The organism is Sphingobium sp. Z007, assembly GCF_900013425.1.
In the GTDB taxonomy this organism is placed as follows: domain Bacteria; phylum Pseudomonadota; class Alphaproteobacteria; order Sphingomonadales; family Sphingomonadaceae; genus Sphingobium.
Window position 1 is genome coordinate 244415 of record NZ_FBXK01000001.1, and the last position, 25262, is coordinate 269676.

Consider the following 25262-nt stretch of genomic DNA (forward strand, 5'->3'; position numbering starts at 1 on the left):
CGAGGTCAAATTTCCGGACCTCACCCGTGCCGGTTGCTTCAAACGCTTGCGGGGTCCGCTTCGGGTGCAGTTTTCACCGCAAGTTCAGATGCGTTCGCTTTGGTCACTCGCTTGCCGGTTTTCGGTTTGCTGTGCTGTTTGGCACCCGCGGCTATAGAGGCTCTATTGGCTTTGACAACCGGTGCCGGGGCAGGGGCTTCCGCCACACTTTCTGTGCCGGGCTTGGCTCGCGGCTTGCGGCCGGGCTTGCCTTTGACCGGTATATCATTCTCGGCCTTGCCGGAGGAAGTTGCTGCATCCGCGCGTGAAGGCTTGCGACCGCGCTTGGCCGGGGCGGCCGCAACGGGCGTCTCCGGCTCAGCGGCGACAGGAACGTCACTGGCATTTACCTTCTTGCGGCCAAGCCCAAGCCGCTGCGCAACCTCGCGGCGCTGCTCGGAATAGCCCGGGGCGACCATCGGATAGTCCTTCGCCAGATTGTAGCGTTCCCGATATTCGGCGGGGGTGAGACCATGCCTGCCGATATGGCGCTTCAGGCTCTTATAGGGCTTGCCGTCGATCAAGCTGATGATGTGGTCGCGCGAGGCAAGGCTCTTGCGGATCGATACGGCCGGGACATGATCTGGTTCCGCGGGCGTTGCTACGGCGGTCTTGCGCTCGAGCGCCGTGCGGGTTGTTTCGATGATCCCCGGAATATCAGAGGCCGGTACCTGATTGTTCGCGAAATAGGCGCTCAGTAGTTGGACCGTCATCGCGGTGAAATCAGGTTCGATGGCATCGGACATGGAAAACTCCAGATCGAGGAAGAAAGAGATGGACGCCTCTGGCACAAAAACGTTGCCGAACATCTAAGCGCGAAGCGCCGATGACCACAAGCCGGCAATGTATATCGCTTGTACCGGCTGCCGTTGCAAATTGAACAGCAGCAATGGGAGAGGGAGAGGGGAGGGCAGAGCAGAGACGAGATCGAATAAATGGTCTCGATTTTGCGAAAGACAGCTCATGGCCAACCGCGTGTCCGCCCATATCCAGATCGGCGGGGTCCTGTCCCGCAGCCGGTACCCCGAACTTATATCTGCGATCGTTGACGATAATCCCGCCATCGACTGGGACGGCACCCCATTCGATCCCTCCGACCTACCGGTAACCGGCCCGTTATACCTGATGGATCATGAGGTCGCCGCAGGGCGCTTCGACGAGATCGAGCAATGTTGCCGGTCGCTTGGGCTATCCTATGTTCGCTGGCGGGCCGGCTACAGTGGAAGCTTCCCGTCAGACCGTGAAATCTGCTTCGGGCCTGGCGAACCAGAGACCTTCTTCACCACCGAGCAAGACACGCTGATCTTTTCGATCGAACGGATTCGCGAACTCGGATCGATGGAAGCGATCGAGGCTGAATATGCCCGTGCGAATTTCAATCCGCCGCCATTGACGATCATCGACGACGATCCTGTCGATTGCGAAGCAGTGGAGACCGTCCATGGCTGACTATTATGTCCAGGGTTCCTTCTCGTTCACCTGCACCGCGGCGGAGAGCGCGCTTATCGAGGAAGCGTGGCAACATGCCGCTGATCTCGGTGACAAGGCGGCGCCAGGCGAACCCACCGCCGAGTTTCTCGCGTCCTTTCCGCCGACTGACCTCGGCAATCCGTTCAACGGCCTGCTCGAGATATTCGACGATCCGAACTTTCCCATATTCGGCGCGGACATCGAGATCAGCGGCGCGGAGACATGTCTGGTATCGATCTTTGGCGATACGGATTTCCAGCCGGACGCGATTGCGCGCCTGGTTCAACGCTGCTGCCCGCTGACTCTATCTGAAGCCCCAATTGGGTTTGAATGGAGCTATAGCTGTTCGCGCTCGCGCGCCGACGGCATCGGTGGTGGATGGTGCGCCATCTTCGTCGATGGAATTGAATATGGCGCCACGAGCGAAGGGCTATCGAGGGCGCTCCGCCCCGCCACTCATCGCGATCCCTGGATCGAAGATCCGGTCCATCCCCTGTCCGACTGGAAAGACGAAGTGGCCAATGACGATACCCGTCTGGGCTATTTCGACTGGGTCACCGCCCGACATGCTGCCGAGCCGGCTGACATGCGTCCTGCCAACTCCTGATCGCCGGATCCCGATCAAACCCCGTCCGCAGGCCTCTAACATCGCCTTCAGCGAACAATCGCTGTCTCGCCCCACCATTCCGCAACCCGCAAGGATATTATCGATGACCGACGCCCCCGCGCCGGGCGTGCCCGCGCGCCTGTACAGCCAGACCAGCCATGACGAACGTGGTAACTTCCATTATGAAGGCGATCTCTATCGCGTCGGCGAAGCACTGGCTTCACTCGCCTCGCGGATCGAAAGCCATCTTGCACAAGATTTCGCCGAAGCGACGTTTACCATCCGCACGGAAAAGTTCTCCGGGGGGCGCAAGATCATCGCGGAGGTCCTCGATACACCGGCCGATCTCACTGGCCGCGATGCGCAGAACGCCTTCATCGTCGAGGTCCGTGATCAGATGGAAAGGTTCGGGTTCACGCGCACCAATCCGTTGCAGGATTTCTGGTCGTGCAGCTTCTATTGCGAGGTCCGCATCGGCCAGGCCTATTGGGCGGCGCTCGCCAGACACCGAGGCATACGCAACCCTGTCGACATGGTTCTGTCTCTGGGGGCGTTCAAGAAGCGCGTCAAAGCGGGCGACCGACTGAAACTGGTCGATGCCCCGGCCGGCCATCGCCTGATCGGCACGATCCGTGAGATCACCAAGGTGCGATCCGGCGACCTGATCCTCGACGGCCGTTCCTACCTGTCCTTTCCGCGTGCATCCGCCTTTGCTTGCGACGGGCGCCTGGTCAGGATCGCTATCGGTTCGGAATATAGCCCCGATGACCACCTGCTATACGAATGGCAAGCTGTCTGACCGGCTTGGAGCGACCGCCTGGAATCGCGGCCTGCGCATCGTCCTCGTCGGGCGCATACCGTTACAAGTCCGCGCAAAGAAGCGTGCGGCAAACCGCCAACCGACGGTGTAAACCGAGCGTCAGGGTCGCTCGCGCGGCAGGGCTGCGAGTTCCCGGGCATGACCCACGCCGGACCAGGCGCCATGAGACCCGACGACATAAAGATGCTGCTTGGCTCGCGAAGCGGCGACATTGAGGATATTCGGTGTGCCAGCCGCCCAGTTGCGCGCGCCATTTTGTGAGGCCTTCGGCGCGCCCAGAACCAGAATGACCGCCTCCGCCTCCCGTCCCTGAACCGTATGAATGGTCCCGATCCGGTCGTTGGACCATTCCCGGATGTTGACCCCGGCCGCGGCGAACATCGCCCTCTCTTTCTCCAAACGGCGACGCATCTCCTGGGCCACAATGCGGAAAGGGGTGATGACGAACAGGTCCGGGCAGGTGATGCCGGCGTCGATGATACGCCGAATGAGCGAGATGACCTGCTCGCCTTCGTCGGGAGACCATTTGGAGTCCGCCTCGCCGTCGATGTCGACCCATCGGGAAGGACCCAGCGCCCGGCCGATCGCACTCTGGCGAGGGCCGGGGGCATGGACCATCTGGCCGTCATAGGCGATCCTGTTGGAGATGCCGAACATCGGTTCCTGGCAACGGCGGTGAACGAGCAGCGGAATACCAACCCGGCGGGAGCCCTGGTCCGAACGGAATGCAGCCTGATAGGGGGATGCCCGATCCGCGAGCGTCTGGGCGGACGCTTCCGGGGCCGCCCAGATTGGCTTGTCGACCCGGAAGTGTCGGCAAATCTCGGCATTCAGGCGCTCGGGCAAGGCCACGACGGGCGGTATCTGCAACGGATCTCCGACCATGATCGCGCGGCGTGCGCGCAGGATCGCGCCGACGGCCGCCTGGGGCAGCGCCTGTCCCGCTTCGTCTATCAACAGCCAGCCTATGCTGCCGACCGGCAGGTCGCCCAGCATGCGCTCGACCGAGGCGAAAGTCGTGGAAATGACCGGTACGACCAGGAACAGGGTCGACCATAGGTCCCTAAGCAGCGCCTTTTTCGCCGGATCCTGGGGCGCTCCCCCGGAAAAGAAGTCCATCAGGACGCTGAGATTGTGCAGCATCTTTTGCGCCGAGGCGTCGATGAAGGCCTTGTGCACGTCCAGTGCGGCGATGAAGAGGTCTTCGCGGAGACGGTGGACGGCGTCGTTGATCCAGGGCGCCTCAAGGTTCGACGCCTCATGGCCTCGTGCGAAGAAGGCGTCGTCGATGATGCGGTCGCCCAATTCCGGACGATGGCGGTCGATCTCGCTTGCCAATTGCGTCGCCACCGCCCGCGGCGCGGCGAGCCTTGTTTCGCGTCCGGCGATATCCTGATCCAGAGCGGCAAGGGCGGCGTCAGCCTCAGCGAACGCACGTTCGACGGCGCGTAGCAGCCCGCTGCCGAAGTCGATTTTTCGGGACGGCGCTCAGCCCGGCCCCGCAGACATGATGATAAGCAGGACACCGGTTTCGGCTGCGACTTGGCCGACGAGGGCGAAGATCAGCGCGTTTTCGGTCTGAGCAACGAGCAAAAACGCCTGTGAAGCGCTGGCGGCCTCCCTTGGGGTGCCACATCCGAACAGTGCGCGCATGAGGATGCCCAGGTTGAAGCCGGCGACGTGGATCAGATACCTCTTGTGGAGGTTTTCGCGCCCACGCAGCCATGCGCGGCGCATGCCGCCCCGGTCCAGGACATGGGCAAAGCTGCGTTCCACCAGCTCGCCGCGTTTGCGCATGGTCTTGCGTCCGATGCGGGATTTCAGGCGGGCGCGATTGGCGTAGACCGCCTTCTGCGCTTCCTCATCACCGTGCCAGCGCAGGATGCCTTTGGCGGGCATGGGCTCCGATATGCGGGTCTTCCACGGCCCGTTTGCGAGTGCCTTGAGGCCCTCGCGGGAGTGATACCCCTTGTCGGTTACAAGATCGCACGGGGTGTCCGGGGCCGGTGCCATATCGACTGTCGCCAGGTTACGCGCAGCCGCCTCGAGCGTCGCCTCGAGGGTGTTCGTATCGCCCTTGTCCGCAGGATGGATCGGCGCTGCGACGATCACGCCGGTATCCAGATCGACCGCATGTTCAGGCTTGTAACCAAGCCGCGTCGAGCCGTTCTTCATCCGCGCCACCTTGGCGTCCGGATCGACCGGGCTCTCCCAATCCGTGTTCGACAGCTTCTTGCCTGTGCGTCTGCGATCAAGGCGCACCAGGTCGTCGGCTGTTGGTGTCTCGATGCCGCTCTCGTGCGCCATGCGCGTCAGCATCTCACGATACGTCTCGCCAGTGTCGCGCCGCACGATCGTGCGCAGCGCCGCATTGGCTTCCATCGTCGATCCGTCAACGCCGATCCGTTCGGCCTTCACCAGCTCATGATCTGCTACGAGCCCCAGAACCCAGGCAAATATCTGGTCATGAACCTCGTGCGGCAGCCGGCTGCGGGTCTTCGACATCCAACTATGGTCGGGGACTTTCTCCCGCGTCGTCAACCGCAGAAACTCGCGCAGCGAAAGCGAGTCCGAACACCGCCACACAATCCCGCGCTCGGAGTGAATGCCTTCGAAATAGCCGATCAGCAGCATCCGAAAGTATCGGCCGGGGGGTACCGATGGCGCCCCCATCCGCGCAGCGTAATAGGCCTGGCACGCCTCTTCCACAAAGCGGTCGAACCCGGCATCCACCAGCAGCTTCTGAAGCTTGTCGTAAAAGGCGTGCCCGGGAGAGCGCGGTATATCTGACCACGACACGATCAGATCCGCCTGCACATCACCATCACGTCGCATCGCCATCGTCGCTGACCGCCTTCTTTCCGTATCCAGGCTGAATCAGATCACACCGACTTCGTCAACGCGCTGGTAGGGCTGTCCGGGCTTGCGCCTGGGCCGCGACCAGAGGTGCCTGGGTGGAGGTCCAGGCCGCCCATCGGGCCGTGCGGAACAAGCGTGAGAAGAAGACGGGCCGTTCGGTGCGATGTGCCGCAATCGCGGCGCTCCGCTCGCCATGGACGCGCGCGGCGTTCTCAACGTCGATCTGCCGATTGGCGCGGTCGGCCTCAAGGTCCGGACGACGCGAGCGCGTCTGCGCGAGTTCCGCTTCGTCCCTCGCGATCGCCTTTCGGGTTTCCGCCAGCCGAACGCAGAGAATCCGGACGGCTTCCAGCGCCGCCAATCGCCCGTCTACCGTCTGTTTGAGTGTGAGCAGGCGGTCGCGCGCCTTGTACCAGTTTCTCAAGGCGAATGCGGGCGAGGGCGGCTGCTCGGCGAGCACAACCGGCGGGGTGCGGCGCTCGATGATCTTGCCGGTCTCGGGATCCTTGATCTCCTGAACGACCGGGTCCCCCTTGGCGGCCTTGAGATAGGTGCGAAACCCCCAGTCCTCATGCCACCAGAAGCTCTGCTGAAAGGCAGCGCGGTTGCGCGCGTTGCCCAGCACGGCCGCGATCAGGCCCCAGGTGTCAGCGGGCTCCATCGGAACGGCGGGACCATCGTCGTCCTCGGTCGACGCACGGGGGCTGTAGACGAGGTCGCTGATGGACTTGAAATAGCTTATGTCGTCGGTCGAACGGCCAACGGCCTTGGCTGCCGGAAGCTCACGACTGACATTCTCCACCGCCTTGTTGTTGCTGGAGGCGACCAGCATTTCATGTCCCTTGAGCGACGGGTCCAGCACATAGAGATGAAAGAAGGCTTTGGGACCGAACGCCTGTCGCTCTCCTGAAGGCGTAAAGGCCTTTGCAGGGTCGTCGAACGACGCCATCGCCATCGCGCGATCGAGTACGGTTGCGGCAACGATGTCGCGAAGCAGGGTGGTCTTCCCGGTTCCAGGAGGACCATTAACGGCGATCACGCCTCCGCCGTCGGCCAGTGCCGAACGGGCGAGATTGACAGCGGCCTGCTGCAGCAGGACCAGGGGATGCCCACCAGGGCTCGGCCAGCGCGCCGCGGGCGTCCTGGCCGGTGCCACGGCCGCTTCGAGCGCGTCGGTGTCCGAGAACAGGTCGATCGTCCTGCTGGGCGCATCCATACCCAGATACTGACGAAGGCCGCCGGGTAGCTCTCCCTTCGCGCACAGATCGACCGCCTTCGAAAGGTCGCCCATGAAAAAGGAATTGAGTAGCGAGACTTCGGGCGGATTTCTCGCTTTGAAATAGTGGAACACCCGCAAGGCAAAGCTCGGCGGCTCTACGAGAACAGCGGGAAGGCCGAACTGGGCAACGAGCCAGCGGTGCGCCTGGTCGATCGTCGCGAGATCCAAAGGGACCGGGTTTCCGGCATCGTCTGTTCGGCGCAGGATATTCTCGAGCGCCCCGATGATCCGCGGCTCGATGCGAGGCCATGCACCGAGCGCGCCCAGCTTCAGCTTGAGCGCCAAGGGAAGCGCCCAGGCGAAGCTTGAGACCGAGATGCTGTTGTCCTCAAGGAGGACGCCGTTCTTGTCAACCAGGACCGCGCCGATCGCGGCCTTCTCCCGCTGCCGCGTGCTCCGCTCTTCATCTGCGCCGAAGGCCTTGACCAGATCTTCGGTCGCACGATCCATCGGGATCGCGCCGAGGATCACCTGATAATAGAGCTGCCGCTTGGGGCGCGACCGTTCACCCTTGCCCCAAGGAACCTGCCCTCGCGAGAGATCGGCGACACAGCTGCGATCGCCGGAAGCAAGGTCTTCAGGCCTTCTATAGGTCTGGGGCGACAGTGCTTCCAAAGCGGTCCAGGCTGCGAGCATGCCGGCTGCCATATTGTCATGGTCCGGCGTTGCGACAGAAGGCAAATCGCCAAACGCCAGAATGGGCGGCAAAGATGCAATAGAGGATGGCGCTGCTTTGCCAGCGAACGGGTCAGGGGCCGTGCTCGGCTGGCGCGAAGATCGCGCCTCGGAGCGCTCGGGTGCTTTGCCAGGTGGCGCTTTGCTCGCCGGCTCCGTCGCAAGGGCGTTTGCAATGCCGGCGCGCAAGCGCGCTGCCCGATCCGTCGTACGAAAACTCAGTTCATGGTCAAGAAGACGAAGGATATCCGGGTCCGACTGAGAGGTCCGGAAAATAGTCTCCAGTTGCGCGATCGAATTTTGAAAATAGGGGCGAGCCTTTTCTGCACTCAAACTTCAGTCCCCTTGATGATCCATTGCGGAAATCCGCTCTATGTCGTTCGACCCGGCGGGCGACCGCAAGTCAATATGGTACCGAAGGGATCAGGAGGATCCGATTTGAGTCTTCGCCGCCTGGGTTATCGACAGCCATAGGCACAGGACGCAGGTTGGACACCGGGCTCTGGATCGCCGCACGGCTAAGTGCCGAAACCCATTTCTGGGACCACGCCGGTCAGACCGCGCGCTTGTACAGTGAGGACGTGTATTCGGCTCTGCGCGACGAGGGGGTAAATATTGTTGGTCATCCACTAATCAGTACAGGATGACGCCCGTTCCGGGCACAAGTTGATCCATAAAATCGAAATCGCGCCGGTTACCGGTCAGCAGATCACAACCCATCGCAGCAGCCTGAAGAAACAGAACAGCATCATTAAGCAGCGCGATCGAATGCGGCTGGCTGGACAGGCGCGTTACCAATCCTGCCAACATGCCGGCCTCGGCGAACACCCGCGAGGATGGTATGGTCAGACGATGTTCGGGAATATCATCGATTGTCCGCCCCAGCGTCTTGAGAACCGCAGCCGTGCGCCTGTCCGCCGGATCGAGCGCGCCCATCAGATGGGTCATTTCGCCAAGCGCCACACAGGAGTGATTGACGATCCGGTTTTCCAGTAACCGATCCGCTTGCGCAGGCGTCTTGCCCTGAAGCACATCGATATAGACGCAGGTGTCGAGCAGAAGCTCGCGACCTACAACAGTTGCTTTATGAACAAGCGGCAGTTCCTCTTCGCGCCGCCGGGCCAGCTTTGCTGCCGATCGCTGCGGCCTGATCCGGCGCAGCGACGCCTTGCGGTCAAATCCCAAGCGCGATATCTGCCGGGACCGAGCCCTTCCGGCTCACGAGCCTGGCCCCGAAATCATCCTCCAGCGCCACTTTGGCAAGCGCATATTCGACGAGATCGGTGGTTGAGGCGATGCCGCTGCGCATCTTGGCACGATCGATGAGTTCGCGCGGGACCCGGGCGCCGACCGCGCTGTTCGTGCCCGAAAGCAAACCTGCCGCCTTCGCGGCGGCCACGACTGCTTCATGTCGCTGGGACAGATGATCTTCGTGCCTCGTTGTCATCGGGGAACTCCTTTGCGTTAAACAGATACGCCAATTTGTAAAATATGCAAGATGTGACCGGGACAGGCGTCGGCTAAGCTCACACTTGCGGAGCGCGCCAGAGAGCTTGGTAAGAGTCGCATCGCTGCATCAATTCACCATGCGTTCCGCTGCCAACCAGCCGCCCGCCGCGCATGAAGAGAACCTGATCGGCGGCCTTCGCTGTGGCGAGGCGATGGGTGATCATGATCAACGTCGTCGCACTCCTGGCCCGGCTCCGCAATCTCGCAATCACACTCGCCTCACTGGACGGATCGAGCGCAGACGTGCTTTCATCGAGGATAAGGACCGGCACTTCCACACCGGCCAGCCGCGCGAGCTCCAGCTTCTGAATCTGACCTCCGGACAGGCGCTCGCCTTGCTCTCCCAATTCCATCTCGAAGTCGATTGGTCTCCCCGGCTCATAGAAACGCCAGACGTTAAGCAGTTTCTCGACATCGTGGATCGACTGGTTCGCCGGGGGATAGAGGATGTTCTCCCGCAATGATCGGTTGAACAGGCCGATGAATTGCGGCGCATAGAGAATATGGCGGTGACGCGCTTCCCATGGGATCGTCGCGATATCGACCCCCGCAATCTCGACTTTCCCCGAGCCGGGCGTGAGCACGCCGGCCAGCAGCTGAGCAAGGGTAGATTTGCCTGAGCCGTTGGGGCCGACGATCGCGACGAAGCGGCCCGCCGGGATAAAAAGCGAAATGCCGTTAATACCCGGCATGTTGTCGCCGTAGCAGAAGCTGACGTCTTCTACCGTCAGATCCGCAGCACCTGTGGGACCGGGCTGCGGGGTGCTCGGCACTTCATGGGCGTTCGTGAATGCCAGGACATCGCGGATGTTGGCGATCGCGACACCAGACTGCGCGAGGATATAACCCAGCGCGCTCAGCGGAACAGTCAGCCGAAAGGCATAGGTCTGCAACAGGACGAAGTCGCCTGCGGTCATGCGTCCCTTGCCCACATCAAGGCCCGCAAGCATCAACAGCGCCACAAGCCCGACGCCGACAATGCAGAATAGCAGCGCCGCCATGACGGTCAGTGAATGGTACATGCTGGCGGTGGCCTGTCGTTTCGCCCTCAATATATCGCCGGCATAACGCAGTTCACGATCCAGAGCGCCGTTGAGCACCACGCGGCGGGCATTGCGCACGATGTCACCGATCGTGCGGGACACATGCGATGCCGCCGCATTGGTCGCGTCCGCGTGCACGCGGTGGCGTCTGGCCCCGATCCAGGTCGCGCCGACGAATCCCAGAAGCGTAAGCGACAGTACCAGCACATAACGAGGCTGGATCAGGCTGGCGATCACCGCAAGACTGGCGATAGCCTGCAGCAAGACCGGCCCGAGCCGCCAGATCAATCCTTCCACGACCAGTGTCAGGCTATAGGGCAGCCGCTCCAGCATGCCGGGTACCCGCCCGCTCTGACTGTCCCGCGCCGCCGTGATCTCCGGCAAGGCGGCGGCAAGCGCCCGGGTCGTGAAGTGCAGGGTCAGCGCCTCGACCATTTCCGCGGTGCAGGCGAGCCTGGCCGTTTCGACGATGGAAGCACCGGCCCAGCATCCCACGAACAGCAGGATGGTGAGGAGCAACTGCAGGGGCGATCCCGTCGGTCCGTCCAGCGCGTCGATCAACAGCTTCAGCGCATAGGGGCCGACGACGCCCATCGCGATCACGACGGCTTCCAGGCCGAACGCTTGTACCAAGCCTCGCCTTGTACCCAGGCCCGCAGACAGCATCACCCGCGTCAGCCGGGCCAATATTCCGAACGTTTTCACTAGTAGCACCTCCTGGCGATCAATGGATGAGCCAGAAGGAGGGTTGGAACGCGGTCGCTATCTTAGCGCCAAATCAGGTCATTGCGAAGCCAGGATCCCAAGATGTCGGAAAGGGAAGGGAGGGGCAGGAATGTGACGGGAGACGTGGATCGGCCCGTTGCCCCTCTAGCTCCAGGAGATGGTTCCCATGGCGAGCCTTGCCCGCTTGAATGACACGCCCCCCGTGTCCGCACCCTATCACATCGATGTGTCGCGCGGTGGCCGCAGCGGCCGCGTATCCTCGGAATGGTTCTCACGGCCCGATGACGAGAAATTTCTCTCGCTTTCCAGTCTTTATGACAGCGTTCGCGCCCGCGCCGATCACTCGACCACGCGCATCGTCGAAAGTCGCGCGATCCGGGTCGAAGCCAGGAGCGACAATCCCGAACGGCTGATGCTGATCGCGCCGGGGGATGGACGGCCTGTCGCACCGACCAACTGGTCCTTCGGCCAGATATCCAGCCTCGTCGGTGCGCCGGCCTCCTATCTACGCCAGCTTCCCGCCGCTCTGGCCGGGATCAACCTGCAACACGGCCTCATCACCCATCGCGGCGAACAGGTGAAACTGCTTCAGACCGACGATGGCCGCACCGAACTGCGCGCCGCCACTGGCAGCGAGTATGGCCGTATTTTCGACCATGAACTCGTGCAGGCGATCATGGCTTTCGCCGGCGACGGTGTCGGTGACACACGCTGGAAGGTGCCCGGAACGATCCAGTGGGGCAGTATGACCTATAACCCCTTCGTCGACATCACCAGGGATACGACGACGCTCTACGCCTCGGACAGGGATGTGTTCGTATTTCTGGTCGACGACACGCACCCGATCGAGGCTGGTAAGCTGCCCAACGGCGATCCCGATCTCTATTTTCGCGGATTTTACGCGTGGAACTCCGAGGTCGGCTCCAAAACGCTCGGCATCGCGACCTTCTACCTACGAGGAGTTTGCGCCAATAGGTGCCTGTGGGGCGTCGAGAATTTCGAGGAGGTGAACATCCGTCACTCGAAATTCGCGGCCGCCCGTTTCTCTCACCAGGCTGCGCCCGCGCTCGAGCATTTCGCGAACTCCTCGCCGCAGCATTTCATCACCGGGATCAAGGCCGCGCGGGAACGCATCGTCGCGCGCAAGGATGAGGACCGCGATACTTTCCTGCGCCGCCGCGGCTTCACCAAGGCCGAGACGACGAAGATCATCCAGACGGTAATGGCGGAGGAGGGGCATCCCCCGGAAAGCCTGTACGATTTCGTGCAAGGCATCACCGCTGTGGCACGTTCAAAACCCCATCAGGACAGCCGCCTCGAACTCGAGGGCAAGGCCAGGAAGCTGCTCGAACAGGCGCTCTGACGTCCGGCTTGGGATTTCCCGAATTTCTCCTCCAACGCCCGCTCCGGTCTACGACCGGGGCGGCTATCGCTCATGAAAGGATAAGGCGATGCGCGCCCAATCCGATGTTTGCCTGAATGATTTTGCCGTGGACGTCGCCTTCTTCAGCGACGGCGAGCACTTTGCCAGCCAGACCTACGCGGTCACCGCCTCGACCTGGTTCAGCGCCCGCCAGCAGGCGCTGCAAATGTCCGTAAACAGCGTTTATGACAACCCGCGCATTCCCGGCCTCAGCCGTTCCGCCACCGTTCGGTCCGACTCATGACCCGCAATCGCACCCAGCGTCTGGGAACAGGGCTCTCTGCCCTCATCGCCGCATCGCCCCCACCCATCACGACTTTGCCACTCGCTAACATCTCCGTCGGATATAATCCCCGCCGTTATTTCGACAGCACGAAGCATGACGAGCTCGTCGCGTCGCTGCGCCTGCGCGGAATGCTCCAGCCGATACTGGTTCGTCCGACCAAGGATGCGAGCGACAGCTATCTCATCGTCGCAGGCGGGCGTCGCTACCGGGCGGCCTTGGAAGCCTTCGGGCCTGAGGGCGAAATTCCCGTCGTCATCCGAGAGATGACCGATCAGGAAGCCCTTGAGGCAGCGATCGACGAAAACGACGTGCGCGACGACGCATCGGAAACCGAGCAGGCCGATGCCGCCGTGCGCGTGCTCGCGGCCTGCCAGGACGATCGGGCCGAAGCCGCGCGCCGGCTCGGCTGGTCGAAAGCCAAGCTCGACCGCCGTCTTGCTCTGGGTAACCTCTCCGATACCGTCAAGCGCGCGCTCGACGAACGCCGGATCAAGGTCGGCCATGCCGAACTGCTCGCCGCCGTGCCCGCTGACAAGCAGGACAAGGCGCTCGATACGATCCTGAGCTCCGGCCTGGACGTGAGCAAGACACGCGACCTGCTGATGCGCGTCACGCAGGTTCTCGCCAGCGCCAGTTTCGACAAGAGCGAATGCATGACCTGCCCGTTCAATTCGGCAACGCAGCGGGCGCTCTTCGAGACCCATATCGACGATGGCCACTGCACCAACGCGGCATGCTTCGAACTCAAGACCCAGTCGGCGGAAATGCTCCGCTTCGAGGAACAGGAACGCGCCGACAAGGCCGCGCGGGCGGCGGTGCGCCGTGTGAAAGATGATGATGCAGACGATGACGCTGACGATGAAGAGCAGGACGACGTCATCAATGAAGCTAGGGGCGACGGCAAGGAGATGTCAGGCGATGGGACCGGCTCTCCAGTAAGAAGCCGGATGGTCGCATCTGCCCCGTCCGTCGCGGCCGGCAAAGCGAATAGCGCGCCGACGGCGTCCAAATCGACTGTCACCGCCAAATCGATCGCAGACCGTACCGTCGAACTGCGCGAAGCCATGTGGCGCACTGCGGTTGCAAGGGCGCTTGCGGGCAATAGCGCGCATGCCCAGAGTGCGATCCTGGTTGCCGCGATGTCGGGCACGTTGCCGCAGATCAAGGCGGAAACCCTCAAGGCGCGCTCGGGCCTGCTGGTCGACGCCGCATTCCCCGGCCTCGATTATCGCGCCAAAATCACGGTGATCGGCGAACTCGAGGAAGCCCAGGCAGCCACCATATTGTCGGCGATCGGCGCGGCCTATGCCAAGGACGTGGTAAATTTCGAACATGTTGCCGACCTCGCCCGCGCCTTCGACGTCGATCTGCGCGCCACCTGGCAGGTCGATAAGGCTTTTCTTGAGCGATACACCAAGGATGAACTGAGGTTCATCGCTCGCGAATGCGGCCTGATCGCGCATATGGGCGAAAAGGCGTTCGCCAAACGGCTGGGGGGCAAAAAGTCCGACCTCATCGCCGGTATGCTCGGCCCCATCGGCTTCAAATGGGCGGGACGCCTGCCGAGCTGCATGACGCTCGATGGACGATATGGACCACCTCCGGGCGACGCCGCTCCTGCGGTGCCCTCAAAGCTCGCCGCCTGATCTGCTTTTGCATTTTCACGAGAAGGACAGATATCATGCTGATTACCAGCCTGCTTCCGCTGCTAAGCCACTATTCGCTCGGCTTCGATCTCGTCGCAGGCCCCGACGACACCGTCACTCTAACCATTATGCCCCGCAAGGTGGCAGGGGTGGCCCAAAATCTCGAAACCGGCGAGGCCCGCCCGATCTCGATCACGGCGAGCGCCGCAGAAATCGATGCGGAACTCGGACGAGGCGCAGATGGCGCATTGGGGCAGCTTATGGCCTCGCGCAAAACACTCGCCGACCAGATCGCCGAGCAACGCCAGGCGGCCGAGCTTGCGCGGACCGCCGCTGCGCAAGCCGCGAAGCCGAACACCGCGGCGGCCAAACAGGCCGTGCCTGCCACGCCCGTGAAAGCATCAGCAGCGAATAATCCGCCAGCCGACGCCACGGCCGAGGAACCCGCCAGCCTCTGGTGAGACAGCCGCCCGATTTTTCCAACACCATTGCCAACGAGGCTTGCCATGCAGATCAATCATCTCACCCGGGCCTATCGATATGACGGCATCGACCTGCCGGTGCCGCCCCATCTCGCCGACGACCGCAACGCCCTGCGTACCTATCATGCCACGCTCTACCCGGCGATCCTCAACGCTGAGATGGTCGATACCGGCATTATTGGGGGCGCCCATATCACCGAATATCGCCGTGCCGTCGGCACCAAGGGCTGACCATGGCGCGGCGTGCCGGAACCCCTATACCGCCCACACAACACAGGACATTGTGCCAATGGATCGAGGCTGACGATGGCGACACGCCCAGCTTTACCCGGCCTGCCTGCAGCGCCGCGAGCCGGACCCTCCACGCCAAGATCGCGCTCCCCCCGGATAGCGGTCCGGGCGAAGTCCGAGAGCCCCTCCAACCCCCATCCGCTCTGCGTCTGCCGCCGCTCGGCTGACCTCGCCGGCACGTCGGTCGTGCTCTCTACTGACGTTCCCGTTCTCTTCGACCAGCCGCTGGGTCCCCATCACGAACTGGTCGGCCGGTGGGCTCTGTCGCTCGAAAAAACGATGCGGACGCTCACCCGTCCGGCCGCGCGTCGGCATATCGAGCGGGTCTTCGACGCTACCGTGCTCGACGTCCTCAATTCCGTTGATCTGGTCGATCTGCGCGTCGTCGTCCTTCAAGGCGGCGAGCAGGGCGGTCCACCCGCGATTGCCATTATCTGTGAGAGCCTGGGGCAGATCGATCTCGGCTGGATCGAAACCGGCGATGCGCCTGTTGCCTGGCGCGCCGCTGCTTATCGGGCGCTGGAACGGAACCTTGGCCGAGTATTGCCCATCTACGGCTACCCATTCCTCTTCGACGAGATCGCGATGTACTATTGGGATGGCGAAACCGAAGACGACGCTGCCCGCCAGAGCCTGATCGCTTATCACGGCGCAGATGCCGACGATCTCGAAAATATGGTGCTGCCCTCGGAGATGAACGCTCGGCGGCCTGCGTGGATGATCGCAGCCAATGCGGCGCCATCGAAGCGACTGCCGGGCGCGCTACGCCGCAGGCTGAACGCACTCGGACGGACATCCAAGGCGCTCGGGGGTCTTGAGAGCGCACGCAATGCCTGGAACTGCGATTTCGAGATCATCCAGGATTACATCCCGGGCTATGAGGAATGTTCCTCTCTGCCGCCGTTGACGCTCGTGCCCTTCGAGCAATTCGCCCGTGAACTCGACGACATCGCCCGTAACGGCATGGAGATGGGCTTCATGGACATCGCCGGGATCTGTCCACTGTCGGCGGCCGATCGCATCGACGACTGGTTCACCTCCCTGCGGCTCGGCGCGCAGTTCCTCGTTGCCGCCCAAGACCTGATCCGGCTCGATCCAACCACATTGTGAGGCGCATTATGCCTGACCACAGCACCCATTTCGAAGCGACGAGCGGCGGCATGATCCTGACGAACGCCATCCTGCTCTACCGGAACCAGGGATCCCGAATCCCTCAAGCCTATGGCGCGTCGACACAGGACGATTGCGCCTTCGCCAGCATCCATGCGGTCGACCAGACCCACGAAGACCATCCGACGATCGCGGCCGGCGTGCCGCTCACCCGTGCGCATTTGCGGCAATGGACCGAAGCGCTTGGACGGAGCGTGGCGCCCGAGCTTCTTCCCGACAACATGCTGGTCGCCCACGCCGATATGCTCGCCTGGTGGGTTCCCCCGCAGGTGCGCCCGGCCTGGTTCGCACTATCATCTCCGCCTGACGGGCTCCGTGTCCTGCACGAAAGGAACATCGTACCTGTGCCCTATCCCGCGCATCTGTTCGTCGCCACCCGATCGGGCCTCGGCGTCTACGCCCTGCCGACGAATGCACGCCCGACGGCCGAGACGCGGTTGTTGCACTCACCTATTCTTAATGTGTTCGTCGGCGGACAGCTATGCTGGGGCAATATCCCCAGGCCCGGATCGCTTAGCATCGCCTCCATCCCGGACTTTGAGCGCGCTGTATTCGAAAGCTGGTCGACGCATCCTAATCCCGGGCAGGAACGCACTGTTACCGGCAAGGGAGGACTCATCCGGCTCTGGGACGACCTCGCCGCGCGCGGCGCGAAGCGCTTCCCGGTCGGCCGTCTCAAACCTCTCAGTTTCGCCGGGCGCCGGCAGCCAGGACCAAACGTACGGCGCACTGCGCCAGCCCCTGTAACCGTCGGAGCCTTGATCGCCCGCTGGAACCGGCGATGACTTCGCTCACCGATGACCCGACAGCCGCTGCGCTGCTTGCCGCGATGCCCTGCTATCCCGTCCCGTCGCAAGGCCGATCGCCGGCTATCGAAGCGCTTCGGACAGCGCGTGCCGGTCATGGACTTTTGGTCGGCCACGACGGCGTCATGCTGATCCTGCGCCGTCCCTGGCTCGCGCTCGATGCGTGGGTCACGCCGCCAATCTCGGCCTACCTCCCTTATGGCAGCGCCGGCACACCGAGGGCCGACCTGCGGTGCGGACTGATTCCCGGTGAACTGCTCAAGCGCATATTGGAACATCTACGTGGGGCGTTACCCAATGAGTCCGCGGCGTTTATCCTCTGGAACGCGGTCACGCGGGAATTCTCAGTCGAGTTCCCGATAATCGACGAGGCGACGCCCTCGCGTCTCGTCTATCACCCGCCGATCCTGCGATCCGACTGGCACCTGATCTGTGATATTCATAGTCACGCGGCAGGACCGGCCTTCTTCAGCGCCACCGACGACGTCGATGATGCACATTCAACCAAAATCTCGCTTGTCTTCGGTCGGCTTGATCACGCCGGTAGTCCCCTCGCTGCCTCGCGTCTTTGCGCAGGGGGGATGTTCCTGCCGCTGCCGCGCAGCCCCTTCTCTGGAGATGGTCATGCAAGCTGATATCCGCGCGCGTCACTATCTACACGCTGACTTCGAGAATCGGGCTATTCGTGTCCTGCTGGTGGGTTGCGGCGGGAACGGCGCCCAGATGCTCATGGGACTCGCCTCGCTCGACACCGCGCTCCGCGCGATCTCGACCCGGTCTCTCGACGTCACCGTCGTCGACGACGATATCGTGACCGAGGCGAATCTCGGTCGCCAGCCCTTCTATCGCTGTGACATTGGCAACTCGAAGGCCCACACACTGACCGAACGCATCAACCTCGCGCATGGGCTTTCCTGGAAGGCAGTGCACGGTCGCGCACCTGACGCGATCGGGATCGAAGGCGCCGATATCCTCATCACCTGTGTCGATACCGCTTCGGCGCGGCGTACGCTGGGGGCGGCGCTGGAGAATGGCCATAGCAGCCCCGCTTACTGGATGGACCTCGGCAATCGTGCGAGCGACGGGCAGTATCTGATCGGTTGCCCAGGTAACTCGACTGACAAACGTACTGACCGCCTTCCGACCGTGCTCGAAACCTTTCCGGAACTGGCGGACGAGGCTGTTGCCGAAGACGATGCCCCATCCTGTTCGGTCGCCGAGGCCCTCGAACGCCAATCGCTTTTCGTCAATCGTATCCTGGCAAGCCACGCGCTTGCCCTGCTGTTCGATCTTCTAGGGCGCGGGTCGATCGGACATGCGGGCGCCTTCATCAATCTTGCCATCGGCCAAACCGTCGCCATCCCGCTGATGCATGGCGTCGCAGGTTGCCGTCGGCACTAAATGATGCTCGCTCGCGTCCATAAGTCGCGCCGCATCATAGGTCATTGTGGCCGGTGACGGCTTTTGGTATATACATGGCATATGCAAGGAGGCGCGCCCGATGGCTCAACCCATTTCCACCAGTGTCGTTCGCGAGGCGAAGCTGTTTCGCAACAACCGCAGCCAGGCCGTACGCATCCCGGCGGAGTTCGAGTTTTCCGGGAGCCGCGTTCTCATCCACAAGGAGGGCGACAAGCTCATCATCGAACCTGAACCCAGAGCCAATCTGGTCGATATCCTCAAGGCACTTGCGCCGCTCGCCCCTGACGATGATTTTCCCGAGGATCTCGACGCGACGCTGCTGCCGCTCAAGGATGTCGATTTGTGAGCACACGCTACATGCTCGACACGAACATCGTGTCGGACCTCGTTCGCAACCCGCAGGGGCGCGTATTCGAGAAGATCGTCAAGATCGGTAGCGACCGTCTGTGCATCAGCGTGATCACTGCGGCAGAATTGCGCTACGGCTGCGCTAAGAAAGGCTCGGCAAAGCTGCTCGCGCAGGTCGAGGCGATCCTTGCCGGTATTGAAATTCTGCCGTTCGATGTTCCCGCCGATGCTGAATATGGCGGCATTCGTGCCGAACTGGAGGCGGCGGGCCGCCCCATCGGCCCAAACGACCTGCTCATCGCCGCGCATGCTTATGCTGTCAGCGCTATACTGGTTACCGCCAATGTCGATGAATTCCGGCGTATCCGGGGCCTCGAGATCGAGAACTGGCTCGAGCCGCAAGCGTAACCGGCGTGGGCTAACTCTACCACTATCCGGTCAACTACGACCGAGCTGATTTACGGTCGAGCGCGATCATGCCGTGAAGCGCCGGATCACGCTCTGCCGACAAGCTTCGCCTCGCGAGCGGACACGAAGGGGAAGGGGGAAGATAGGGGGTGATCCCAGGGAGATCGTCCTTATGCTCACTCCGTACCACCACCGTCGGCATAGTCGGCCTTGCAGCCCGGAGCTATCGACCGGAGAATGCACCGCGCCGTTTCCGCCGGGCCTTGTGTTGTGACGGCCGACGTTGGTGCCTTTGACCCCGCAGACGCGGCTTGCTGGATCGCACATGGTCGCCGTCCAGGTCATGCCCAGATACTGGCGTCGGTATGGACGGATTATCCGAACTTGCCGCCCCATGCGCCGCTGGACGAACGCATGGCGCGGAGCCGGGCGCGCGTTGCGGCGCTGCGTCCGTTCAACGACACGATCCGCGAGGAAGCCGAGCGCGACAGACAGCTGGCAAACTTTGCCTGTATCGAGAGCCGTGTCGCCAAAGGCGGCAACCAGCCGTGTGACCAGGCAATTCTGAACGGGCGCGATCTACACGGCTATAATTGGAACGCCGCCATCCGTTACGCAAACGGCTGGTATGCGGCACATGCGGGCTGGCAGCCTCGGGATTTCTCCACTCGGCAATGTGAAACGTCACCTGCCTATGCTCAGGGTTTCCGTGACGGCGGTGGCTGTTTCGATGATCTGTTCGATGCGGCCAGGCGCGCCTACGCTGCCGCCGCGCGTAAGACAGAACCATTGGCGTTTCCTTTACATCCCGCGCTTTCAAGACCCCTTCCCAGCAGTTGGCCGCTCCCTACGGACGGACCGCGCCCCAGCCGTTGGTCGAAGCGCATCCTGATCATCGGCGTGACCATCGCATCCGATGCCTCCAAGGGTTTGATGGAAATGCTGCAGGCGCAGTCAGGGCATCAGGCGGGAAAGATCATCATCGCCGCTGCTGCGCGTGGTTTCCATCTATGGGAAGGTGGTCTTTCCGCCGAGATTGCAAAACCCTCCGATCAGTTGCGCGCCCTGCTTGACGGTGTCGAGCCTGACGATCTGCTGGTGGTGGCAGAAGGCGATGATCTTGCCTGGATCGATGGCCATGCCAGCCTGCTGCCACTCTGCCGAACGATGGAGCGCACGCGCAATTCGGCGATCCAACAGCGTGTGCAGTTCCGCGCCTGGCTCGATCGTGGATTGGGCGACGGTGAGATGATGGCCAGCGGGCATATCCGCTGGACCAAAATCGCTCAGGGCCTCTCGGGGCGGCTTGGCGAGTTCGTGACGCGCTATGCAGGACCCGCCGAGCCTCGCGGGCACCGGATCGTTGTGGAACTGCGTGACGGAACCCCCGCATTGGGCTTCATGACACCGCAAGGCGAACCGCTGGTTCCCGAGACGGTCATCACCAACAAGGCTCATCTGCGAAAGGCCATGACGATCATGCTGCGTCGGTTCGCAGCCGCCATCCCGCAGCATCACGCAATAGCCGCCTGACATCTCCCTGACCCTTGCATCCGATCACAATGGGAACTCAGATGAACGACATCACCTCTTTGCCTGTCATGACCGCCCGCGACGCGCAGGCGATCGGTTTCGCGGCGTTCAACGCCGTTCCGACCTTGCCCATAGACATCCCTGACGGTGGCTTCAACCTTTCGGCTAGAACCAGCGAAGGAAGGCGCATAACCTTCTATTTCGGGCCCTATGTCACGGGCGGGCCGGCTCGCTTCGTCGATATCCAATATCATGATGCAGCCGCCACCGTGCCCGATGCGCGCGGCGCGCCGACACCCGTCTTCGATATCTTCACGATCGGCCATGGCGACACACGCGCCTACGACAGTCGCTCCGAAGAGCTGACGAGCAAACCGTCGATCGCAGTCATCCTTCTATCCGGACCGGCGGATGATGACCACTGATCCGGCCGGGAATGAACGGCACGCGCCCAGATCGACCCGGGCCGAAGTCCGCAATCCTGTCCTGGCCCTTCCAGCTGCCCGTGTTCTCGCCGCTATTGATCCCGATATACGGACAGTCCTTGCATGGCTGCTTCGTGATCTTCGGCAGGACGCACGGTCGAAGTCCCGGCAAAGCTGGGATCGGCGCAAGGCATTCACTGCTGCCTACTGGGCAGCGGTTGCTACCTATGCGGGCCATATCCTGCGCGCCCTTGGTAGAGCAGGCAGTGATCGCGGCAGGATGCCGCTGGTGGTGCGGCAGCCGGGATTTCCCGATATTGCGGCACGCGATTGGGCCGACGCCTCGCACTGCTATTGCGGCCGGCGCGATCACAGCGGTCTGGGCGCCAGCGAATTCCCCGAGGGCGAGCTCGCCATCGGCGACAGGGTCGTAGCCCGAATCAGCTATAACGGCAGGATCTGGCTCGCGGGACCGTGGCACCCTGGCGACAAGCCTCTTTACGACAATTGGAGCGCGACATCCGCCCCATGATCCCGGCTATCCGGCCTTCCGGTCTCTAGCCATCCGGCACCGCGTTGGGCCCGCGCCCGTCAGAGGGTGGGACCTCGCAGGGACATGGTCGCAAAAGGAGAGGGGGAATGGATGAGGAAGCCGGGCGGCAGAATGCCGCCATTCCCTCACCAACAGGAGGTTTTCCGATGGAGATCATCGCTTCGCGGACGCGTATAACCGGGTCGAATCCTCGCTATTCTTATCGCGCATTGGTCCCGTTGGATGAGATCGATCCCGCGCGCCGGCATCGTGTCGCCATCCTGCATGTCCAGACCCCGACCACTCGTCTGCCCTGTACCCGGATCGCCGACACGATCGCGCCCGATCGCTGGTTCGAGCGGAACCTTGCCGTCCCCTGCGGTCTTGCCGCCCGGCTCAACCTCGTCGGCAGGCGCGTCGAAGCCATAATCCTGCGGTCGATCTTCCCCGAGATGGTGACCCATCTGGCACCGCTCATGCTTCTGCTCGATCATGATCCGGGAAGTGCCGTTCATCGGGCCACGACCATCGATCTCAACGCGGCCTTCGACGCAATCGCTCCCCGCATCGACGTGCTGATGCCTCCCGACCTCGGCCTCTACCAGGGTGACGATCGCCGCGCAGCCTGACACAGGAACCCTATCCATGAGCCATTACACACTATCCCATCTCGAAGCGGCTGCTTGTCTTTGGGAAGCGGTGCTAGAGTTGCGCGACCGGCCCGATGCCGAACCTTGCGCGATCGAACGTGCGCTGGCGATCCGCAAATCCTTCGACGTTCTTGGCACGTCTGGCCTGCGCCTGATTGTCGTAGGCTGGACAGATGTGGTCGATGCCGCCTGGTACCAGGCTCAGGAGAGCTCTCCCTTCTCCTTCGACTGGGATTTCGTGCCGCAGTGGATCGTCGACACGATCGACTGGTCGGATCCGCGCCATCCTGCCATCCGAACCGCCAGCGCCCACCGGGACATACCCGGGGCTGAAAGCGCCGCTGCCCGGAAGGGGGCATCCGTAAAGGCCCCTGTACGCGTCGGCCGGCCCGAACATCTCGCGCTGTTGGAACGTGCGCGGGCTGCCCTGGAGACGCCGACCAGTCTGACCGCCGACGGCTCCAATGCGCTGATCTGGGACATTGCCCACGCCGAGAGACGGCTGTCATCCTCGCCCTTGCCCTGGCCGATCGATGTCCATGTCGCAGTCATCGAACACCGGCACGGCACGAACCTGCATGTCGCTCTCGATGCGAATGCGCTTGACGCACAAGTCGCTGCCTATTGCCGTGAATGGTGGAGGGAGATCGGCGACGACAGCGATCCGCATAGTCTTTCAGACAGGGATATCATCGAGACCTATTTCGACGATCATGGGCATGAGAGCTGTTCAACCGATCGCGTGACGTTGGAACCGCCGATAATTCCCCTTCGCATCCCGCAGTTCCCCGAAACCGGAACCTATTGCGTCCTTTCAACCGCCCATTTGACCTTTCAGACCGCCGACCGCCTCGACAAATGGGCGTCCTGGCCGCCAAGCGAGCGTCCGATCGATATCGCAGCCTCGGTCTATGGTTGGTTCGTGCCGACACGCGAACTGGCTAAGGAACGCCGCGCGCAATTGCCGGAGGACCTGCTGCGCCTGATCGCGTTCGGCCGCGATCGGGGTTTCCGTTTCGTCCTGCTCGATTGCGACGCGGTCAGCCTGGATGACCTACCGGTCCACGACTGGTAGAACTGGCCGGGTATCATCCCTCAGGCTGGAATCTGGCTCCAAAAGCCCATTTTGCGCCCATGGCTCTTGCGCAGAAAATCAACCCAGTCAGCATGGCACATGATATCTGACCCGCCATCAACGCCGTCCGCGAGCTTGCCAGCAGCCACGAAATCCCGCACGGCATAGGCGTAATATTTCGAGGCGCCGCGATCGAGCACGCCAATGACCAGGCGGCGGTAGAGAAGGGTGGCGGCGACCGGATCGCTCGACGACAGGGCCTCGGCGCAGGGCCGCAGGACGTCATAGGCACGCCCATCCAGCCGATCGATCCGATCCCGGACCAGTTGGCCGGCGCGTTCCAGATCCGGCCATTCGACCAGAAATGCGAGCGCGCTAACGCTGGGATCGAACGCCATTGCCTGATCGAGCGCCTGCTGCTCCGCGTCAAGATCCTCGAAATCGGGCAGGTACTTCAGCCAGTCGCGCAGCGCTGTCACATCCAGCCAGCGATCGAAAATCGCCTTGCGCTGCGCCTGCGCGTCTTCCCTGCGGCCCAAGGCGATGAAAGCGCGTAGCCTGAGGTCGGAAAGCTCACGCTCGTTATGCCCGCGTTCGGTCGGCGCATCGATCCAGCCGAGCGCTTCCTCGGCGCGTCCATGCGCGATCAGTCGCTCAGCGACCTTCGCATTGAGCAGCGCGTTACGCCGCTCGGGATCGACCGTGGCGATATAGGCATCGACATCGTCATCGAGGTCGGCGAGTTTGGGCAGGAGCCAACCGGCCTTATAGTCGAAGCTGCGCCGTTCCGTTCCCGTCAGCGTCTCCTGACGGTCCAATAGCAGGTGTCGCAATGCCGCCCGGCCCTCCTTGCCCAGCGCAGGGGAGGCGGCCTCAGGCAACTCATCGAACACGCCATAGCCGTCGCTCTCGATCAGCGTGAGAATATCATCAGCGAGGATTGCTGGTTCCGGCGCTCCGGCGCGGCACCAGAGTTTTCCCAGATCTTCGCCGCCCTGCCGAAACACGACGCCCAAAGTACCGCTGCTGTCATCAGCGCGTTCGAACACTGGCTCAGCAAGGCTGAGGAACAGGCGCATGAGGTCGATCGCCCGAGCCGCCGATGCTTCGGCCAGCGGCCCTGTTATGCTGGCGCGCAGCTGGTCGAGCTCCTGGGCGAGCGGCCGCACGTTGTCCCATTCGATGAAACTGCGCGACCGGCGGATGGTCTTCAAGCGTTTCTCGATCTCATGCGCCAGCGCGCCGCTGTCGTCCTTTGCCGCCAGTTCCATGCGCGCGGCACGCGCAAAGATCGGATCCGCCTCGGCCTGGTTCAGCACCAACCGCGCCAGCCGGGCCGCACCCAGGCTCTCCAGATTTTCGAGCGTCAGCCTGGTCGAACTGCGCGAGGCCTTCCCGCTTGCTGCCATCAACCTGCGTCTTTCCCCGCCGCGCGCTCGTCGGCGATCAGAGGCATCAGCATGGCGTGCAGCGAGTCTTCCGCACGCGTTCGGCGTGAAGCGTCTGTGGAAGCGAGATCGCGGCGTATCCAGTCAGGCAAGCGGCGAAGCAGTTGGTTCAGTTTCGAATCCGGAGAATCAGGCATGCCCGTCTCTTTGCCGCAATGACATGCGTCTGAAAACCGGAACGTAAATCTGTCCGGCATGCAATCCGACCGGAGGGAAGGGGGTGAATGGAAGCGAGGGTCCATTCGGACAGCCCCGGAAGGAGATCGCCATGATGGTTCCCGCCACACTCC

The 25262-nt window shown here is 62.5% G+C and carries 29 protein-coding genes; 20 read left to right on the top strand and 9 right to left on the bottom strand.

Translation table 11 applies throughout. The features are described 5' to 3' along the window. Positions 1-38: 38 nt before the first annotated feature. Positions 39-848 (bottom strand): MucR family transcriptional regulator, encoded by an 810-nt coding sequence (locus CEQ44_RS01120; protein ID WP_254913746.1) that lies wholly within the window; start codon positions 846-848, stop codon positions 39-41. A gap of 154 nt (positions 849-1002) precedes the next feature. Here CEQ44_RS01120 and CEQ44_RS01125 point away from each other — a divergent pair, with 154 nt between their 5' ends. The 3 genes from CEQ44_RS01125 (at position 1003) to CEQ44_RS01135 (ending at position 2915) form a co-directional block, all read left to right on the top strand. Continuing rightward, positions 1003-1488, top strand: a complete 486-nt coding sequence (locus tag CEQ44_RS01125; RefSeq protein WP_066766189.1) for a hypothetical protein — start codon at positions 1003-1005, stop codon at positions 1486-1488. After that, complete coding sequence (locus tag CEQ44_RS01130) at positions 1481-2116, top strand: hypothetical protein (protein ID WP_088184955.1); 636 nt, start codon at positions 1481-1483, stop codon at positions 2114-2116. The genes CEQ44_RS01125 and CEQ44_RS01130 overlap by 8 nt, the downstream gene beginning before the upstream one ends. Before the next feature lie 103 nt (positions 2117-2219). Continuing rightward, on the top strand, positions 2220-2915 hold the full coding sequence (locus CEQ44_RS01135; protein ID WP_066768507.1) for a hypothetical protein: 696 nt from the start codon (positions 2220-2222) through the stop codon (positions 2913-2915). 120 nt (positions 2916-3035) lie between these two features. Here the strand turns inward: CEQ44_RS01135 and CEQ44_RS01140 are convergent, their stop codons facing one another. After that, positions 3036-4241, bottom strand: a complete 1206-nt coding sequence (locus tag CEQ44_RS01140) for a DEAD/DEAH box helicase (RefSeq protein WP_254914330.1) — start codon at positions 4239-4241, stop codon at positions 3036-3038. Positions 4242-4250: 9 nt separating this feature from the next. Between CEQ44_RS01140 and CEQ44_RS24780 the strand changes: the two genes are divergently transcribed. Next, positions 4251-4388 carry a hypothetical protein gene (locus tag CEQ44_RS24780; RefSeq protein ID WP_254914331.1) on the top strand — a complete coding sequence of 46 codons (138 nt, stop codon included), beginning with the start codon at positions 4251-4253 and terminating at the stop codon, positions 4386-4388. A gap of 36 nt (positions 4389-4424) precedes the next feature. Here the strand turns inward: CEQ44_RS24780 and CEQ44_RS01145 are convergent, their stop codons facing one another. From CEQ44_RS01145 to CEQ44_RS01165, 5 genes are all read right to left on the bottom strand, one after another. Continuing rightward, a complete protein-coding gene (locus CEQ44_RS01145; protein WP_051587215.1) occupies positions 4425-5777 on the bottom strand; it encodes a transposase in 1353 nt (450 codons plus the stop codon). A gap of 55 nt (positions 5778-5832) precedes the next feature. After that, positions 5833-8082, bottom strand: a complete 2250-nt coding sequence (locus CEQ44_RS01150; protein WP_140419363.1) for a hypothetical protein — start codon at positions 8080-8082, stop codon at positions 5833-5835. Between the two features lie 300 nt (positions 8083-8382). Further along, entirely contained in the window at positions 8383-8934 is a 552-nt protein-coding gene (locus CEQ44_RS01155; protein WP_254913744.1) for a type II toxin-antitoxin system VapC family toxin, read from the bottom strand. Next, the gene (locus tag CEQ44_RS01160; RefSeq protein WP_088184952.1) at positions 8924-9196 is read right to left on the bottom strand and encodes a hypothetical protein; all 273 of its coding nucleotides are present in this window, start codon (positions 9194-9196) and stop codon (positions 8924-8926) included. Before CEQ44_RS01160 ends, CEQ44_RS01155 begins: the two co-directional genes overlap by 11 nt. Positions 9197-9275: 79 nt before the next feature. Next, positions 9276-10988, bottom strand: coding sequence for an ABC transporter ATP-binding protein (locus CEQ44_RS01165; RefSeq protein WP_254913743.1), 1713 nt, complete (start codon positions 10986-10988; stop codon positions 9276-9278). Between the two features lie 205 nt (positions 10989-11193). Here CEQ44_RS01165 and CEQ44_RS01170 point away from each other — a divergent pair, with 205 nt between their 5' ends. The 16 genes from CEQ44_RS01170 (at position 11194) to CEQ44_RS01250 (ending at position 23524) form a co-directional block, all read left to right on the top strand. Further along, positions 11194-12390, top strand: coding sequence for a DUF932 domain-containing protein (locus CEQ44_RS01170; RefSeq protein WP_088184950.1), 1197 nt, complete (start codon positions 11194-11196; stop codon positions 12388-12390). An 88-nt stretch (positions 12391-12478) separates the two neighbouring features. Then, on the top strand, positions 12479-12694 hold the full coding sequence (locus CEQ44_RS01175; protein WP_088184949.1) for a hypothetical protein: 216 nt from the start codon (positions 12479-12481) through the stop codon (positions 12692-12694). Further along, the gene (locus CEQ44_RS01180; RefSeq protein ID WP_088184948.1) at positions 12691-14382 is read left to right on the top strand and encodes a PRTRC system ParB family protein; all 1692 of its coding nucleotides are present in this window, start codon (positions 12691-12693) and stop codon (positions 14380-14382) included. The genes CEQ44_RS01175 and CEQ44_RS01180 overlap by 4 nt, the downstream gene beginning before the upstream one ends. Before the next feature lie 35 nt (positions 14383-14417). Next, positions 14418-14843, top strand: coding sequence for a PRTRC system protein E (locus CEQ44_RS01185; protein WP_088184947.1), 426 nt, complete (start codon positions 14418-14420; stop codon positions 14841-14843). A 45-nt stretch (positions 14844-14888) separates the two neighbouring features. Next, positions 14889-15095 carry a PRTRC system protein C gene (locus CEQ44_RS01190; RefSeq protein WP_066768529.1) on the top strand — a complete coding sequence of 69 codons (207 nt, stop codon included), beginning with the start codon at positions 14889-14891 and terminating at the stop codon, positions 15093-15095. 246 nt (positions 15096-15341) lie between these two features. Next, a complete protein-coding gene (locus CEQ44_RS01200) occupies positions 15342-16265 on the top strand; it encodes a hypothetical protein (protein ID WP_254913742.1) in 924 nt (307 codons plus the stop codon). Positions 16266-16273: 8 nt separating this feature from the next. Next, a complete protein-coding gene (locus CEQ44_RS01205) occupies positions 16274-17110 on the top strand; it encodes a PRTRC system protein B (RefSeq protein WP_088184945.1) in 837 nt (278 codons plus the stop codon). Continuing rightward, entirely contained in the window at positions 17107-17766 is a 660-nt protein-coding gene (locus CEQ44_RS01210; protein ID WP_066768543.1) for a PRTRC system protein A, read from the top strand. Before CEQ44_RS01205 ends, CEQ44_RS01210 begins: the two co-directional genes overlap by 4 nt. Continuing rightward, positions 17756-18532, top strand: coding sequence for a PRTRC system ThiF family protein (locus tag CEQ44_RS01215; protein ID WP_088184974.1), 777 nt, complete (start codon positions 17756-17758; stop codon positions 18530-18532). Before CEQ44_RS01210 ends, CEQ44_RS01215 begins: the two co-directional genes overlap by 11 nt. A 100-nt stretch (positions 18533-18632) precedes the next feature. Beyond that, a complete protein-coding gene (locus CEQ44_RS01220; RefSeq protein WP_066768550.1) occupies positions 18633-18899 on the top strand; it encodes an antitoxin in 267 nt (88 codons plus the stop codon). Further along, positions 18896-19309 carry a type II toxin-antitoxin system VapC family toxin gene (locus tag CEQ44_RS01225; protein WP_088184944.1) on the top strand — a complete coding sequence of 138 codons (414 nt, stop codon included), beginning with the start codon at positions 18896-18898 and terminating at the stop codon, positions 19307-19309. Before CEQ44_RS01220 ends, CEQ44_RS01225 begins: the two co-directional genes overlap by 4 nt. 270 nt (positions 19310-19579) lie before the next feature. Further along, complete coding sequence (locus CEQ44_RS01230; RefSeq protein WP_254913741.1) at positions 19580-20842, top strand: hypothetical protein; 1263 nt, start codon at positions 19580-19582, stop codon at positions 20840-20842. Positions 20843-20883: 41 nt separating this feature from the next. Beyond that, positions 20884-21267 carry a hypothetical protein gene (locus CEQ44_RS01235; RefSeq protein ID WP_088184942.1) on the top strand — a complete coding sequence of 128 codons (384 nt, stop codon included), beginning with the start codon at positions 20884-20886 and terminating at the stop codon, positions 21265-21267. Then, positions 21254-21799 (top strand): hypothetical protein, encoded by a 546-nt coding sequence (locus tag CEQ44_RS01240; RefSeq protein WP_254913740.1) that lies wholly within the window; start codon positions 21254-21256, stop codon positions 21797-21799. Before CEQ44_RS01235 ends, CEQ44_RS01240 begins: the two co-directional genes overlap by 14 nt. A gap of 167 nt (positions 21800-21966) precedes the next feature. Then, entirely contained in the window at positions 21967-22428 is a 462-nt protein-coding gene (locus tag CEQ44_RS01245) for a hypothetical protein (protein WP_088184941.1), read from the top strand. 16 nt (positions 22429-22444) lie between these two features. Next, a complete protein-coding gene (locus CEQ44_RS01250) occupies positions 22445-23524 on the top strand; it encodes a hypothetical protein (RefSeq protein WP_088184940.1) in 1080 nt (359 codons plus the stop codon). Between the two features lie 20 nt (positions 23525-23544). Here CEQ44_RS01250 and CEQ44_RS01255 read toward each other — a convergent pair whose 3' ends face one another. Together CEQ44_RS01255 and CEQ44_RS24190 are read right to left on the bottom strand one after the other, a co-directional pair. Further along, positions 23545-24933, bottom strand: a complete 1389-nt coding sequence (locus CEQ44_RS01255) for a DUF6880 family protein (RefSeq protein ID WP_088184939.1) — start codon at positions 24931-24933, stop codon at positions 23545-23547. Next, positions 24933-25109, bottom strand: coding sequence for a hypothetical protein (locus CEQ44_RS24190; RefSeq protein WP_176400373.1), 177 nt, complete (start codon positions 25107-25109; stop codon positions 24933-24935). The genes CEQ44_RS01255 and CEQ44_RS24190 overlap by 1 nt, the downstream gene beginning before the upstream one ends. Positions 25110-25262: the final 153 nt, after the last annotated feature.

Excerpts from the sequence above, each read along its gene's own strand:
- CEQ44_RS01120 (WP_254913746.1), bottom strand. The coding sequence starts at position 848 with ATGTTCGGCAACGTTTTTGTGCCAGAGGCGTCCATCTCTTTCTTCCTC.
- CEQ44_RS01125 (WP_066766189.1), top strand. The coding sequence starts at position 1,003 with ATGGCCAACCGCGTGTCCGCCCATATCCAGATCGGCGGGGTCCTGTCC.
- CEQ44_RS01130 (WP_088184955.1), top strand. The coding sequence starts at position 1,481 with ATGGCTGACTATTATGTCCAGGGTTCCTTCTCGTTCACCTGCACCGCG.
- CEQ44_RS01135 (WP_066768507.1), top strand. The coding sequence starts at position 2,220 with ATGACCGACGCCCCCGCGCCGGGCGTGCCCGCGCGCCTGTACAGCCAG.
- CEQ44_RS24780 (WP_254914331.1), top strand. The coding sequence starts at position 4,251 with ATGGCGGTCGATCTCGCTTGCCAATTGCGTCGCCACCGCCCGCGGCGC.
- CEQ44_RS01145 (WP_051587215.1), bottom strand. The coding sequence starts at position 5,777 with ATGGCGATGCGACGTGATGGTGATGTGCAGGCGGATCTGATCGTGTCG.
- CEQ44_RS01160 (WP_088184952.1), bottom strand. The coding sequence starts at position 9,196 with ATGACAACGAGGCACGAAGATCATCTGTCCCAGCGACATGAAGCAGTC.
- CEQ44_RS01170 (WP_088184950.1), top strand. The coding sequence starts at position 11,194 with ATGGCGAGCCTTGCCCGCTTGAATGACACGCCCCCCGTGTCCGCACCC.
- CEQ44_RS01175 (WP_088184949.1), top strand. The coding sequence starts at position 12,479 with ATGCGCGCCCAATCCGATGTTTGCCTGAATGATTTTGCCGTGGACGTC.
- CEQ44_RS01180 (WP_088184948.1), top strand. The coding sequence starts at position 12,691 with ATGACCCGCAATCGCACCCAGCGTCTGGGAACAGGGCTCTCTGCCCTC.
- CEQ44_RS01185 (WP_088184947.1), top strand. The coding sequence starts at position 14,418 with ATGCTGATTACCAGCCTGCTTCCGCTGCTAAGCCACTATTCGCTCGGC.
- CEQ44_RS01190 (WP_066768529.1), top strand. The coding sequence starts at position 14,889 with ATGCAGATCAATCATCTCACCCGGGCCTATCGATATGACGGCATCGAC.
- CEQ44_RS01205 (WP_088184945.1), top strand. The coding sequence starts at position 16,274 with ATGCCTGACCACAGCACCCATTTCGAAGCGACGAGCGGCGGCATGATC.
- CEQ44_RS01210 (WP_066768543.1), top strand. The coding sequence starts at position 17,107 with ATGACTTCGCTCACCGATGACCCGACAGCCGCTGCGCTGCTTGCCGCG.
- CEQ44_RS01215 (WP_088184974.1), top strand. The coding sequence starts at position 17,756 with ATGCAAGCTGATATCCGCGCGCGTCACTATCTACACGCTGACTTCGAG.
- CEQ44_RS01220 (WP_066768550.1), top strand. The coding sequence starts at position 18,633 with ATGGCTCAACCCATTTCCACCAGTGTCGTTCGCGAGGCGAAGCTGTTT.
- CEQ44_RS01235 (WP_088184942.1), top strand. The coding sequence starts at position 20,884 with ATGAACGACATCACCTCTTTGCCTGTCATGACCGCCCGCGACGCGCAG.
- CEQ44_RS01240 (WP_254913740.1), top strand. The coding sequence starts at position 21,254 with ATGATGACCACTGATCCGGCCGGGAATGAACGGCACGCGCCCAGATCG.
- CEQ44_RS01245 (WP_088184941.1), top strand. The coding sequence starts at position 21,967 with ATGGAGATCATCGCTTCGCGGACGCGTATAACCGGGTCGAATCCTCGC.
- CEQ44_RS01250 (WP_088184940.1), top strand. The coding sequence starts at position 22,445 with ATGAGCCATTACACACTATCCCATCTCGAAGCGGCTGCTTGTCTTTGG.
- CEQ44_RS01255 (WP_088184939.1), bottom strand. The coding sequence starts at position 24,933 with ATGGCAGCAAGCGGGAAGGCCTCGCGCAGTTCGACCAGGCTGACGCTC.
- CEQ44_RS24190 (WP_176400373.1), bottom strand. The coding sequence starts at position 25,109 with ATGCCTGATTCTCCGGATTCGAAACTGAACCAACTGCTTCGCCGCTTG.